The organism is Nocardioides sp. B129/18 (assembly GCF_055282735.1).
Map to the genome: position 1 here is coordinate 30,898 of NZ_JBUZJI010000003.1, position 13,046 is coordinate 43,943.

The 13,046-nt window shown below is 73.5% G+C and carries 10 protein-coding genes; 7 read left to right on the top strand and 3 right to left on the bottom strand.

Annotation, left to right across the window (positions count from 1 at the left end; translation table 11 throughout):
* The coding region (locus ACZDWJ_RS02970; RefSeq protein ID WP_463519425.1) for an MFS transporter at positions 1-660 on the bottom strand (660 nt) is incomplete at its 3' end.
* A 100-nt stretch (positions 661-760) separates the two neighbouring features.
* Between ACZDWJ_RS02970 and ACZDWJ_RS02975 the strand changes: the two genes are divergently transcribed.
* Both ACZDWJ_RS02975 and ACZDWJ_RS02980 read left to right on the top strand, forming a co-directional pair.
* A complete protein-coding gene (locus ACZDWJ_RS02975) occupies positions 761-1,552 on the top strand; it encodes a hypothetical protein (protein ID WP_463519426.1) in 792 nt (263 codons plus the stop codon).
* A 46-nt stretch (positions 1,553-1,598) separates the two neighbouring features.
* Positions 1,599-3,272 (top strand): acyl-CoA synthetase, encoded by a 1,674-nt coding sequence (locus tag ACZDWJ_RS02980; protein ID WP_463519427.1) that lies wholly within the window; start codon positions 1,599-1,601, stop codon positions 3,270-3,272.
* Here the strand turns inward: ACZDWJ_RS02980 and ACZDWJ_RS02985 are convergent.
* Positions 3,262-4,725 carry a flavin-containing monooxygenase gene (locus ACZDWJ_RS02985; RefSeq protein WP_463519428.1) on the bottom strand — a complete coding sequence of 488 codons (1,464 nt, stop codon included), beginning with the start codon at positions 4,723-4,725 and terminating at the stop codon, positions 3,262-3,264. The genes ACZDWJ_RS02980 and ACZDWJ_RS02985 overlap by 11 nt on opposite strands.
* A gap of 41 nt (positions 4,726-4,766) precedes the next feature.
* Here ACZDWJ_RS02985 and ACZDWJ_RS02990 point away from each other — a divergent pair, with 41 nt between their 5' ends.
* From ACZDWJ_RS02990 to ACZDWJ_RS03000, 3 genes are all read left to right on the top strand, one after another.
* A complete protein-coding gene (locus tag ACZDWJ_RS02990; protein ID WP_463519429.1) occupies positions 4,767-5,792 on the top strand; it encodes a helix-turn-helix transcriptional regulator in 1,026 nt (341 codons plus the stop codon).
* Positions 5,793-5,879: 87 nt separating this feature from the next.
* The gene (locus ACZDWJ_RS02995) at positions 5,880-6,113 is read left to right on the top strand and encodes a hypothetical protein (RefSeq protein WP_463519430.1); all 234 of its coding nucleotides are present in this window, start codon (positions 5,880-5,882) and stop codon (positions 6,111-6,113) included.
* A gap of 212 nt (positions 6,114-6,325) precedes the next feature.
* A complete protein-coding gene (locus ACZDWJ_RS03000) occupies positions 6,326-8,410 on the top strand; it encodes a PhoX family protein (RefSeq protein WP_463519431.1) in 2,085 nt (694 codons plus the stop codon).
* Between the two features lie 69 nt (positions 8,411-8,479).
* On the opposite strand, the gene ACZDWJ_RS03005 is transcribed toward ACZDWJ_RS03000, so the two are convergent.
* On the bottom strand, positions 8,480-9,241 hold the full coding sequence (locus tag ACZDWJ_RS03005) for an SDR family NAD(P)-dependent oxidoreductase (RefSeq protein WP_463519432.1): 762 nt from the start codon (positions 9,239-9,241) through the stop codon (positions 8,480-8,482).
* A gap of 320 nt (positions 9,242-9,561) precedes the next feature.
* On the opposite strand from ACZDWJ_RS03005, the gene leuS reads away from it, so the two are divergent.
* Both leuS and ACZDWJ_RS03015 read left to right on the top strand, forming a co-directional pair.
* Positions 9,562-12,042: a leucine--tRNA ligase gene (leuS, locus tag ACZDWJ_RS03010; protein WP_463519433.1), complete on the top strand. Its 2,481-nt coding sequence runs from the start codon at positions 9,562-9,564 to the stop codon at positions 12,040-12,042.
* A gap of 7 nt (positions 12,043-12,049) precedes the next feature.
* Positions 12,050-12,973, top strand: coding sequence for a DegV family protein (locus ACZDWJ_RS03015; protein WP_463519434.1), 924 nt, complete (start codon positions 12,050-12,052; stop codon positions 12,971-12,973).
* The last annotated feature ends 73 nt before the right edge of the window (positions 12,974-13,046 follow it).

Below are 13,046 nucleotides of genomic sequence, written 5' to 3' on the forward strand. Positions count from 1 at the left end.
CGGCGACTCGGGGACGACGAGCAGCGTCGCGATGAGGGACGCGGCGCCGACGACGACGGTGATCCAGAACAGCACGTGGAAGTCGGCGTGCTCGCCGACCAGGCCGCCGATGGGCAGGGCGAGCGCGCCGCCCACGCCGAGCATGGCGCTGACGACGGCGATGGCCGAGCCGACCCGCTCGCGGGGGAGCAGGGTGCTGAGCAGGCTGATGCCCAGCGGGATCGCGGCGATCGAGACGCCCTGGATGCCGCGGCCGACGATCAGCAGGGCGAGGTCGCTGGTGACGGCGCACAGCAGCGAGCCGATCACCAGCGCACTGAGCGCGATGAGCAGCATCCGGCGCTTGCCGAACATGTCGCCGAGGCGGCCCATCACGGGCACCGAGACGGCGGCGACCAGGAGCGTGGAGGTCAGCAGCCACTCGACGTCGGACGGAGTGGCGTCCAGGCGGCCGGGCAGCACCTGCAGCACCGGGACGAGGAGGGTCTGGGCCATCGAGACCGCCAGGGCGGCGGTGCCGACGATGAGCAGCTCGGCGCGGGCGCGCGCGGCGGAGGTGTGGCCGCGGATCTCGGCCTCGGCGGCGAGCGCCTCGGCCGACGGGGCGTGCGGGTCGGCGGGGGCCGCGGGTGCGGGTGGGGTCTTGTCGTGCACCGACATCGGGTGGGTCTCTCCTGAGCGCAGAACTGTTGGTTGTCCTTGGCAACTTATCCCGGGACGTCGTGATTCCTCGCATCCCCGGCGGGGGAGGATCGGCGTCGTGACCGACGACACCCGCCGCCGGATCCCCGCACGCTGGCTCGTGCTGGCGTGGGTGCTGACCTCCGCGCCCGCCACCGCTGCCTTCGCCGTCCTGGCCGGCGACGACGGCACGGAGCGTCCCCTGGCCTACCTCCTGCCTCTGGCGCCGCCCCTGGTGATCGCCGCGGTGTGGCTGGCGCTGGGAGTCCGGACCGCGGCCGCGGCTCCGGGCGGGGAGGCTCCCCGTCGTCCCCGGGGGCGCGCCGCCCAGCGACGCGCCGAGCGCGAGGAGCTCGTCGGGTGCCTGCGCGGCCTGGCAGCCGGCGTCGGCGTGTGGATCGGGCACGCCCTCCTGGTCGTCCTCCTGCTGGCGCTCGTCGGTGCCGCACCGAGCGACGCGGCCACGGCGGGGCTGATCGCGCTGCTCGCCTCGGCGATCGCCGTGCCCTCCGGTCTGTGTCTGGCGATGATCCTGTCGCTGCTCGTGGGAGGCCTCTGGTCGGTGGGGTCCCTGCTCCGCGCGGGGCGGCCCGGGGTGGCCGCCTTCGCCGCGTTCATCCCCGCGTTCGCCGCGGGCCTCCTCCTGATGGGGCTCGGGATCCTCGGCTTCGACACCCCGCGACGTCGCGACATCCGGCCGCTGGTCGGTCCGGCGCCCGACGACGTCCACGTCACCTCGCACGCCCTGCTGCTCGCCGGGCGCTGCGGCATGGCGCTCATCGGGCTCGCGCTCCTCGCGCCGGTGGGGCTCGCCGCCTGGAGCCTGCTCGCCCGCCGCGAGCCGGATGTGCCCGACGTCACACCGCGCTAGCATCCCGGCCTAGAACAGGTTCTCGGGGTCTCTCCCAGGAGTGCGCATGCGCGACGGCTTCAACCTCTCCACCGTCTTCGCCACGGTCGCGGCCGCCGTGCCCGACCAGGAGGTGCTGGTCTGGCGCGACCTGCGGCGCACCTACGCCGAGATGGACGCCCGCGTCGACGGACTGGCCCGCTTCCTGCACGCCCAGGGCCTCGGCCTGCACGTCGAGCGCGGCGAGCTCGCCGGTCACGAGTCCGGGCAGGACCATCTCGGGCTGTACCTGCGCAACGGCCCGGAGTACCTCGAGGGCATGGTGGCCGGCTACCGCGCTCGCGTGGCGCCGTTCAACGTCAACTACCGCTACGTCGACGACGAGCTGCGGTACCTGCTGCTCGACGCCCGCACCACCGCGCTGATCTACCACGCCGAGTTCGCCCCGGCCGTCGAGCGCATCCGGGCCGACCTGCCCGACCTGCGCGTGCTCGTCCAGGTGGCCGACGACTCCGGGCACGCGCTGCTGCCCGGCGCCGTCGCCTACGAGGACGCCCTGACCTCCGTCCCCGCCGGCGACCCGCTGCCCGAGCCCACCGGCGACGACCTGTTCGTCCTCTACACCGGCGGCACCACCGGCATGCCCAAGGGCGTGCTGTGGCGCAACGACGACATCTACGTCACCTCGATGGGCGGCACCCCGTTCGGCACGAACGAGCCGTACACCGCCTACGAGCAGATCGCCGCGGCTGCCGTGGCGGCCGGCGGCGGCATGCGCACCCTCATGGCGCTGCCGTTCATGCACGGCGCCGCCCAGTGGTCGACCTTCCACCTGATCAGCGGCGGGGGAGCGATCGTGCTGCCCGACCGCGTCGACACCTTCGACCCCGCCGACGTGCTGACCGTCGCGGTGCGCGAGCGCTGCGTCAGCCTGCCGGTCGTGGGCGATGCGATGGTGCGTCCGCTCATCGCCGAGATCGAGACCGGTCGTCACGACCTGTCGGGCCTGATGGCGGTCAACAACGGCAGCGCCCCGCTGAGCCCGGCGGTGCGCGACCGGCTGCTCGCGCTCGTCCCGCACCTGATCGTGCTCGACGCGGCCGGCTCCTCGGAGACCGGGCTGCAGATGAGCTCGATGTCGCTCAAGGGCATGGAGGCCGCCACGGCCACCTTCACGCCCGTGCCCACCACCACGGTCGTCGACGACCTCCTCACCCGCGTGCTCGAGCCCGGCGAGGGCGGCGGCTGGCTGGCCCAGCGCGGCCGGGTGCCGCTGGGCTACCTCGGCGACGCCGAGAAGACCGCCCGCACCTTCCCGGTGATCGACGGGGTGCGGCTCTCCGTGCCGGGCGACCGCGCCGACCTCCTCGAGGACGGAAGCATCCGGCTGCTCGGACGCGATGGCGTCACCATCAACTCCGGCGGGGAGAAGATCTTCGTCGAGGAGGTCGAGCGGGCCGTCGGCGCCCATCCGGCCGTGCGGGACGTCGTCGTGGTCGGGCGCCCCTCCGAGCGGTGGGGCAGCGAGCCGGTGGCCATCGTCGCCCTGCGCGAGGACGTCGAGATCAGCGACGACGAGCTCGTCGCCGCGGCCGCCGAGCACGTCGCCCGGTACAAGCTCCCCAAGGCCGTCATCCGGGTGCCGGAGGTCGAGCGGTCGCCCTCGGGCAAGGCCGACTACCGCTGGGCCAAGGCCCGGGCGCTCGAGAGCGCCCCGGCCGTCTCGCCGGTCAGCGGGTGACGACCAGCTCGTCCCAGTCGACGTGGGAGGTGCGCTCGACGTACTCGCCCACCAGGCCGGGCCAGTTGGTCGTGATGCGGGTGCCGCCGCCGGGCGTCTTCTCGACGTACCAGCTGCTGCAGCCCGACCAGACGCCGTCGGCCAGCCGCTGCTGCATCTCGGCGTCGTAGGCGTCGACGACGTCGGCTCGCGGGGCGACGGTGCGGGCGCGACCCTCGGCGAGCGCCGTGGCCAGCTCGCCGATGTAGGCGGCCTGGCCCTCGAGCATGCCGATGATCGACGAGCCCCCCAGATTCGTGTTCGGGCCGTAGACGATGGCGAGGTTCGGGAAGCCCGGGACGGTGATGCCCAGGTGGGCCCGCGCGCCGCCGGCCCAGGCGTCGGCCAGGGCGCCCTCGGGGCCGGTGACCTCGATGCCGTGCAGGAACGAGGTGGCCGCGAAGCCGGTGCCCCAGATGAGCACGTCGGCCTCGTGCAGCGTCCCGTCGGTGGTGCGCACCCCGGCGCCCTCGATGCGCTCGACACGCTCGGTGACGACGTCGACGTGCTCGCGGGCCAGGGCGGGGTACCAGTCGTTGGAGAACAGCAGGCGCTTGCAGCCCAGCGGGTAGTCCGGGACGAGGCGGGCCCGCAGCTCGGGGTCGCGGACCTGGCGGCGCAGCGTCGCGCGCCAGACGCGCTCGATGGTGCGCAGCAGCGGGCCGCTGATCGGGGAGCCGCCGGTGAGGGCGCCGTTGAACCGCTCGGTGAGCCACAGCCACGAGACCCGCTCGGCGGTGAGCGCGACGGGCACCCGCTCGAAGAGCCGGTGGTGCAGCGCCCGGTAGGCCTGGTCGGGCTTCGGGACGACGTAGGGCGCCGAGCGCTGGAAGATCGTCAGCGAGGCGACGTCGTCGACGATGCCGGGCACGAACTGGATCGCCGAGGCGCCGGTGCCGATGACCGCGACCCGCTTGCCGCGCAGGTCGACGTCGTGACGCCACTGGGCGGAGTGGAACGTCGGGCCGTCGAGCTCGCCGGGGATCGGCGGCGTCGCGGGGTTCGAGAGCTGGCCGGTGGCGAAGACGAGCAGGTCGGCCGTCCAGGTCTCGCCGGCGTCCGAGCGGACCGTCCAGGTGGCGGCGTCGGCGTCGAACTCGGCGGCGACGACCGTGACGCCGGTGCGCACGAGGTCGAGGAGGCCCTCGGCGCGGGCGGTCTCGCGCAGGTAGTCGAGGATCTCGGGCTGGGTGCCGTAGCGACGGCTCCAGTCCGACTTCGGCGCCCACGACCACGAGTAGAGCGGGGACGGGACGTCGCACGCGGCGCCGGGATAGGTGTTCTCCCGCCACACCCCGCCGACGTCGTCGGCGCGCTCGAGGACCGTGAGGTCGGTGATGCCGCGGCGCAGCAGCTCCCGGGCGGTGCCCAGGCCGCCGAAGCCGGCTCCGATGATGACGACGCGAGGACTCACACCGGGGACGCTACTGGCATCGAGGCCCCGGAGGATCGACAATGCCGGACATGGTCGACGAGGCGGGCGGTGGCGCAGGCACGCGTCGGGTCGCGCTCGGCGAGCCGGCCGCCGACGACTGGTCCTTCCCGCGCTCCTCGGTCGGCCTCGAGCTGCTCCTGGTGCACGGCGAGCGGCTCGGCCTGACCCGCCGGGTGCTCCTGGCCGGCACCGGGCTCGAGACGGTGTGGGGCGGGCCCGAGCGGCCCGCCGAGGTGACCGCCGCGCAGGAGCTGCGCGTCGTGCGCACCCTCCAGCGGCTGCGTCCCGCCGGCGGCGCCGCCCTGGGGCACGCCTACCGCGCGGCCACCTTCGGCGCCCTCGGGTACGCCCTGGCGACCAGCCGCACCGTGCTCGACCTCGTCGAGCTGTTCCTGCGCTACCTCGACCTCAGCCACGCCTTCGTGCTGCCGCGACCGCGCCTGGAGGGCGAGGACGTCGTGGTCATCCTCGACGGCAGCGGCATCCCCGCCGACGTCCGCGGCTTCCTCGTCGCGCGCGACGCCACCGCGATCGCCGGCGTGCTCGGCGAGCTCGCGCCCGGCGTCGGCGCCACCTTGGTGATCGGGCCCGACCAGGCGCTGCTGCGCTTCCCGGCCGTCGACCTCGAGGCGCCGGTGGCCGGAGCGGGCGCGCCCGTCGAGCGGGCCACCGCCGAGGCCCTGTGCCGTGACCTGGCCCAGACCCGCCGCGAGAGCGGGCCGGTCGCGCGGGAGGTGCGCGTCGTCGTCACCCAGCGGCTCCTCGACGGCGCGCCCGCGGCCGACGTCGCCGCCCACCTCGGCTGGAGCGAGCGCACGCTGCGTCGTCGGCTCGCCGCCGAGGGCACCGCCTACCAGGAGGTGCTCGACGCCGTCCGCTCGGCCGTGGCCGCCTCGCTGCTGGCCGCGCCGGCCTCGCTGTCGGTGCAGGAGGTCGCCCGCCGGCTCGGGTACGCCGACGCCACCACCTTCATCCGCGCCCACCGACGCTGGACCGGACGCACCCCCGGCGAGGCGTACCGCGACGCTCACCGACGCGTCATCTGAGGGCCGCGACCCGTTCACCCTCGACTGGTGGGTTGTGCCTGCTCGCAACCCCACGAGCGACTCGGACCCTGCCTGGAAGGCATCGTCGTGACGCACTCCCGCACCACTCCGCGCACCAGCCCGCGCACCGACTGGCCGCCGCGCCCCGCGCGCGACCGTCGTGACGCGGCGCTCCTCCTCGCCGGCCTCGTCGCCGGCTCGGTGCTCTACGGCGCCGTGTTCTCCGGCGACCCCGTCTCGCCGGACGCCGACCGCGTCGACCAGAGCAGCCAGGGCAGCCAGGTCGCGCAGCACGGCGGCGCTCCCGCCGCGCGGCGCTGACCCGCCGGCTCCACCGCCACCACCCCACAGCCCCGCGTCCGCGCCGGTCCCGTTCGGGCCGGACCGTCACGGCCGCGTCGCTCGCGACACCCGGGGCCGACCACCTCGTCGGCCCGCGCTCGCGAGCACCCCGATCCCGTCACCACCGACCCGACCTCGACCCGACCTCGACCCGACCTCGACCGAACCCCGACTGAACCGGAGTCACCCGCATGACCCTCGCCCCCGAGTCCCGCCGCCTCCTTCCGCTCGCCGAGGTGCGCGGCGGACTGCGGCACGGCTCGCGCAGCTACGCGACCTGCCACTTCCGCTGCGCCAGCGCTTGCGACCAGCCCGAGCCCAACACCAGCACCAACGGCCACATCCAGGACGAGATCGCCAAGATCGTCGGCCGCCGGGCCCTGCTCGGCGGAGCCGCCGGCGCGGGCGCGCTCCTCGCCGCCGGCTTCGCGGGCCCCGTCGCCGCGGCCCCGGCGTCGGTCTCCGCGGCCGGTCGCCGCGCCACCGCCACCGACGACCTCGCGCGGGCGGCCTTCACCTCCGTCACCCCGAACAAGCGCGACGCCGTCACCACCGCGCGCGGCTTCGACATGGACGTGATCATCCGCTGGGGCGACCCGGTCGTCGCGGGTGCTCCGGCCTTCGACCCCTACGCCCAGACCCCCGAGGCCGCGGCGCAGCAGTTCGGCTACAACAACGACTACGTGGGCGTCCTGCCGATCCAGGGCAGCCGCAGCGAGGCGCTGCTGGTCACCAACCACGAGTACACCAACGAGAACATGATGTTCCCGACGGGCAAGTACACCTCCGCGCAGATCAAGCGGATCGCGATGGCCAGCCACGGCCTCTCGGTCGTCCAGATCACCCGGGGCCTGGTGCCCGGCTCCTGGCGTCGTCAGTCGAACCTGCGCAAGGCCGCGTACAACCGTCGCATCACCGCCACGACGCCCTTCGTGATCGAGGGCCCCGCGGCCGGCGACGACCGCCTCAAAACCCGCCAGGACCCCTCCGGTCGTCTGGCGCGCGGCACGTTCGCGAACTGCTCCGGCGGCCTGACCCCGTGGGGCACGGTCCTCTCGGGCGAGGAGAACTTCAACGGCTACTTCGACAAGAACGGCAGCCTCGACTCCCGCTACACCGCGCAGTACGCCCGCTACGGCATCACCGGCTCGGGCTCGCGCGGCTGGAGCGAGGTCGACTCCCGCTTCGACCTCGGCGTCGAGCCGCACGAGGTGCACCGCTTCGGCTGGATCGTCGAGATCGACCCGCTCAAGCCCACCGAGGCGCCCCGCAAGCACACGATGCTCGGCCGTCTCAAGCACGAGGGCGCGAACGTCGTCGTCGCCAAGGACAAGCGCGTCGTGGTCTACATGGGCGACGACGAGCGCGGCGACTACCTCTACAAGTTCGTCTCGGCGGAGAAGTTCGACCCCGCCAGCACCTCCCGCGCCCGCGCGCACAACAAGACGCTGCTCTCCACCGGCACCCTCTACGTCGCGCGGCTGACCGGCGACGGCTCCGAGGACGGCGTCTACGACGGCAAGGGCGAGTGGGTGGCGCTGGCCTCCGACACCGAGTCCTTCGTCGACGGCATGAGCGTCAACGACGTCCTGATCTTCACCCGCCTGGCCGCCGACAAGGTCGGCGCCACCAAGATGGACCGTCCCGAGGACGTCGACATCAACCCGGTGAACCAGAAGGTCTACGCGGCGCTCACGAACAACTCCAACCGCGGGTCGTCCTCGACCCCGGTGGACGAGGCCAACCCGCTGGCCACCTCGATGGTGCGCTCCGCGCTGGGCCAGCCGCTGACCTCGGCGTCGGGCAACCGCAACGGCTACATCCTCGAGCTCTCGGCCAGCCGCAACGACCACACGGCGACCGTCTTCGCCTGGGACCTCTTCCTGGTGTGCGGCGACCCCGCGGCCTCGGAGACCTGGTTCGGCGGGTTCGACAAGTCGAAGGTGAGCCCCATCAGCTGCCCCGACAACGTCGCCTTCGACACCGCCGGCAACCTGTGGATCGCCACCGACGGCAACGTGCTCGGCTCCAACGACGGCCTCTTCCGGGTGCCGGTCGCCGGACCCGAGCGCGGCCACGTGCAGCAGTTCCTCACCGTGCCCCGCGGCGCGGAGACCTGCGGCCCGTTCGTCGGCGACGCCAACCGCTCGCTGTTCTTCGCCGTCCAGCACCCCGGCGAGAGCGACACGGCGACCTTCGAGACGCCGACCAGCACCTGGCCGCACAGCGACGACTTCCCGCGTCCGTCGGTCTGCGTGGCCTTCCGCCAGCGCTGACCGGGAGCACCCGGCCAGACCCAGCCAGACGCCGAGGGGCGTGTGCGGTGGCTCCCGGTGGCTCCCGGCTCAGGCGATCGTCATGCCGCCGTCGACGGGGATGGTCTGGCCGGTGATGTAGCCGCCGGCCTCGGAGGCGAGGAACACCACGGTGGCGGCGAGCTCGCGCGGGTCGCCCTTGCGGCCCGCGGGGATGCGCGACTGCTGGGCCTCCAGGTAGCCCGGCGGGTACTGCTCGGTCATCTCGGAGGCGAAGAAGCCCGGCGCGATGGAGTTGACCCGGATGCCCTTGCGGCCCGTCCACTGCTGGGCGAGGTCGCGGGTCAGGCCGTTGAGGCCGGCCTTCGAGGCGGAGTACGCCGCCTGCGGGAGGCCGCCGGTGGTGATGCCGAGCACCGAGGAGATGTTGATGATGCTCGAGCCCGGCTGCATCACCCGGCCGCACGCCTGGGCCAGCCAGTAGCAGCCGTTGAGGTTGACGTCGATGACGCGGGTGAACTCCTCGACGGTCTCGCGGGTGGCGGGCACGGCGGTGCCCATGCCGGCGTTGTTCACCAGCACGTCCACCCGCCCGAACTCCTCCATGGCCAGGTCGATCAGCCGCTGACACGCGGCGGGGTCGGCGACGTCGGTCTCGACCTGCAGCGCCCGGCGGCCCGCGGCCTCCACGAGGCGGGCGGTCTCGGCGAGCCGGTCGACGCGGCGGGCCGCGATCACGACGTCGGCGCCGGCCTCGGCCAGGCCCTGCGCGAACGCGACGCCCAGGCCGCTGCTGGCGCCGGTGACGACGGCCACCCGGCCGTCGAGGCGGAACATCTCGGTGACGGTCATGGGGTCACCCTAGTGAGGTGGGTGGTGAGCCGGGGGAGCCGGAAGTTCCCCGGCTGACCGGGGAACTTCTGGAAGGTCAGGGGAACTTGGGGCCCCTGACGCCCAAGTTCCCCTGACCAATCTCCCGCCTCTCCCCAGGACGCCGACAGGTGCTTGACGTCGGGCGCCGACGCCTCGCGATAGCATCGGGGCATGCGCCGGAGCCTCCTGCTTACCTAGCCGCGTCGACACGCACGACTCGACGCGGCCGCCCCTCTGCCCGAGGGGCTTTTTCGTGCCCAGGAGAGACAGGTCCGGTCCGAGATCAGGTGAGAGAGAAGATGAGCGAGACGCAGGCGAGCGAGAGTTACGACGTCCGGGCGGCCGAGGAGAAGTGGCTGCCGGTGTGGGAGGGGCTGCAGCCCTTCCGGGCCGACGACGCCGCCGTGCTCGCGGGGGAGCGGGCCAAGAAGTACGCCCTGACGATGTTCCCCTACCCCAGCGGCGACCTCCACATGGGTCACGCCGAGGTCTTCGCGATCCACGACGTCATCTCCCGCTACTGGTGGCAGCGCGGCTTCGAGGTGCTCAACCCGATGGGCTGGGACTCCTTCGGACTGCCGGCGGAGAACGCCGCCATCCGCAACGACGAGCACCCCGCCACCTACACCTACGCCAACATCGAGACGCAGCTGGCCTCGATGCGCCGCTACGGCACGAGCTTCGACTGGACCCGGCGTCTGCACACCTCCGACCCCGAGTACTACCGGTGGACGCAGTGGCTGTTCCTGCAGTTCCACCAGCGTGGCCTGGCCTACCGCAAGAACTCCCCGGTCAACTGGTGCCCGCAGGACCAGACGGTGCTGGCCAACGAGCAGGTCCTGGCCGACGGCACCTGCGAGCGCTGCGGCGCGGAGGTCACCAAGCGCGAGCTGACGCAGTGGTACTTCCGCACCACCGCCTACGCCCAGGAGCTGCACGACTGCCTCGACGAGCTGCAGCCCACCTGGATCGACAAGGTCGTCAACGCCCAGCGCAACTGGATCGGACGCTCCGAGGGCGCGCACGTGACCTTCGAGATCGAGGGCCACGAGCCGGTCACCGTCTTCACCACCCGCCCCGACACCCTGTGGGGCGCCACCTTCATGGTGGTCGCGGCCGACGCCGCCCTGGCCTCGACGCTGGTCTCCGACGAGCAGCGTCCGGCGCTGGAGGACTACCTGACGGAGATCCGCAAGGCCTCCGACATCGACCGCCTGGCCACCGACCGCCCCAAGACCGGCGTCTTCCTCGGCGTCCACGCCGTCAACCCGGTCAGTGGCGAGCGGCTGCCGGTGTGGGCCAGCGACTACGTCCTGGCCGACTACGGCACCGGCGCGATCATGGCCGTCCCCGCCCACGACCAGCGCGACCTCGACTTCGCCCGTGTCATGGACCTGCCGGTGCGCATGGTCGTCGACACCGGCGCCGAGGACCCCGCCGAGTCCGGCGTCGCCACCACCGGCCACGGCACCTACGTCGCCTCCGGCCCGCTCGATGGCCTCACCGACAAGGCCGACGCGATCCGTCGCGTCATCGAGCTGCTGGAGGCCGACGGCCACGGCACCGGCACGGTCAACTTCCGCCTGCGCGACTGGCTGCTGAGCCGTCAGCGCTACTGGGGCGCGCCGATCCCGATCATCCACTGCGAGGCCTGCGGCGAGGTCCCCGTCCCCGACGACCAGCTGCCGGTGCGGCTGCCCGACCTGCGCGGCGCCGACCTCAAGCCCAAGGGCACCTCGCCCCTGGGCTCGGCCACCGAGTGGGTCGACGTCGTGTGCCCGTCCTGCGGCGGCGCGGCCACCCGCGACACCGACACGATGGACACCTTCGTCGACTCCTCGTGGTACTTCCTGCGCTACCTCTCGCCGAACGACGCCACGCAGGCCTTCGACCCCGCCCTGGCCAAGGCGTGGGGCCCCATCGACCTCTACATCGGCGGCGACGAGCACGCCGTGCTGCACCTGCTGTACGCGCGGTTCTTCACCAAGGTGCTGCGCGACGCCGGCCTGATCGACTGGGACGAGCCGTTCACGGCCTACCTGTCCCAGGGCAAGGTCATCAACGACGGCCGCAAGATGAGCAAGTCGCTGGGCAACGGCATCAACCTGGGCGCCCAGCTGGAGGAGTTCGGCGTCGACGCCGTCCGCCTGACGCTGATCTTCGCCAGCCCGCCGGAGGACAACATCGACTGGGCCGACGTCTCGCCCGCCGGGTCGCTGAAGTTCCTCCAGCGCGCCTGGCGCCTGGCCGGCGACGTCGACTCCGCGCCGGGCACCTCGGCCGAGGGCGGCGACGTCGCCCTGCGTCGGATCACCCACCGGACGCTGCACGAGTGCGCGCAGCTGGTCGAGGGCTACCGGTTCAACGTCGTCGTCGCCCGCACCATGGAGCTGGTCAACGCCACCCGCAAGGCCATCGACTCCGGCTGCGGCGCCGCCGATCCCGCGGTGCGCGAGGCCGTCGAGGCCGTCGCGATCCTGCTCTCGCTGGTCGCCCCGTACACCGCCGAGGAGATGTGGGAGCGCCTGGGCCACGAGCCCACCGTCGCCCGCGCCGGCTGGCCGGTCGTCGAAGAGGCGCTGCTGGTCGAGGAGAGCGTCACCGCCGTCGTGCAGATCCAGGGCAAGGTCAAGGCCCGCCTGGAGGTCGCGCCCGACATCAGCGAGGCCGACCTCGAGGCGCTGGCCCTGGCCGACGCCGACGTGCTGCGCGCCATCGACGGCCGCTCGGTGCGCAAGGTGATCGTCCGCGCGCCGAAGCTCGTCAACGTGGTGGTGTGACGCTGCGGTGAGCGTCGTCGTCGTCACCGACTCCACGGCGAGCCTCCCCGCGGAGGTCGCCGTGGCCGCCGGCGTGCGCGTCGTGCCGCTGCAGGTGATCATCGGTGCCGCGGTGCACGACGAGGGCTCGCCGGAGGTGACGCCCGACGTCGTCGCGGCCGCGCTGCGGGAGTGGACGCCGGTGTCGACCTCGCGTCCGGGCCCGGAGGTGTTCGCCGCGCTCTACGAGCGACTGGCCGCCGAAGGCGCCACCGCGATCGTCTCGGTGCACCTCTCGGCGGAGATGAGCGGCACGGTGGAGTCCGCGCGCCTGGCCGCGAGCCGGGTCGCGGTGCCGGTGACGGTCGTCGACACCCGGCAGGTCGGCGTCGCCACCGGCTACGCCGCGCTCGCCGCGGCGGCCGCGGCAGCGCGGGGGGAGGACGCCGCGACGGTCGCCGAGCAGGCCCGCCTGCGGGCCGCGGCCACGGCCTCGTTCTTCTACGTCGACACCCTGGAGTACCTGCGGCGCGGCGGACGCGTCGGCGCGGCGGCCGCGCTGCTCGGAGGGGCGCTGGCGGTCAAGCCGCTGCTGCAGATCACCGACGGCCGCGTCGGGCCGCTGGAGCGGGTGCGCACCTCGGCCCGCGCGCTCGCCCGGCTCGAGGAGCACGCGGTCACCGCCGCCGGCGAGGCGGCCGTCGAGGTCACCGTCGCGCACCTGGCCAACGCCGACCGCGCGGTGGCGCTGGCCGACCGGCTCACCGAGCGCCTCGGCGCGCAGGTCGTGGGCGAGATCGCCAGCGGCGAGCTGGGCGCGGTGCTCGGGGCGCACGTCGGCCCCGGCATGATCGCGGTCTGCGTGGCCCCGGTCGATCCGTCGGCTCCCGCGCCGGTGGACGTTGCGGACGAGCCCGACGCCGGATTCGAGGACGGGTCCGGAGCCGCCTGATCTCCACAGGCGGGCTGCCTGCCGGCTCCTCCACAGATCCGCTGCGGGCCCTGCCGGACGAGCCTGCGCGCTC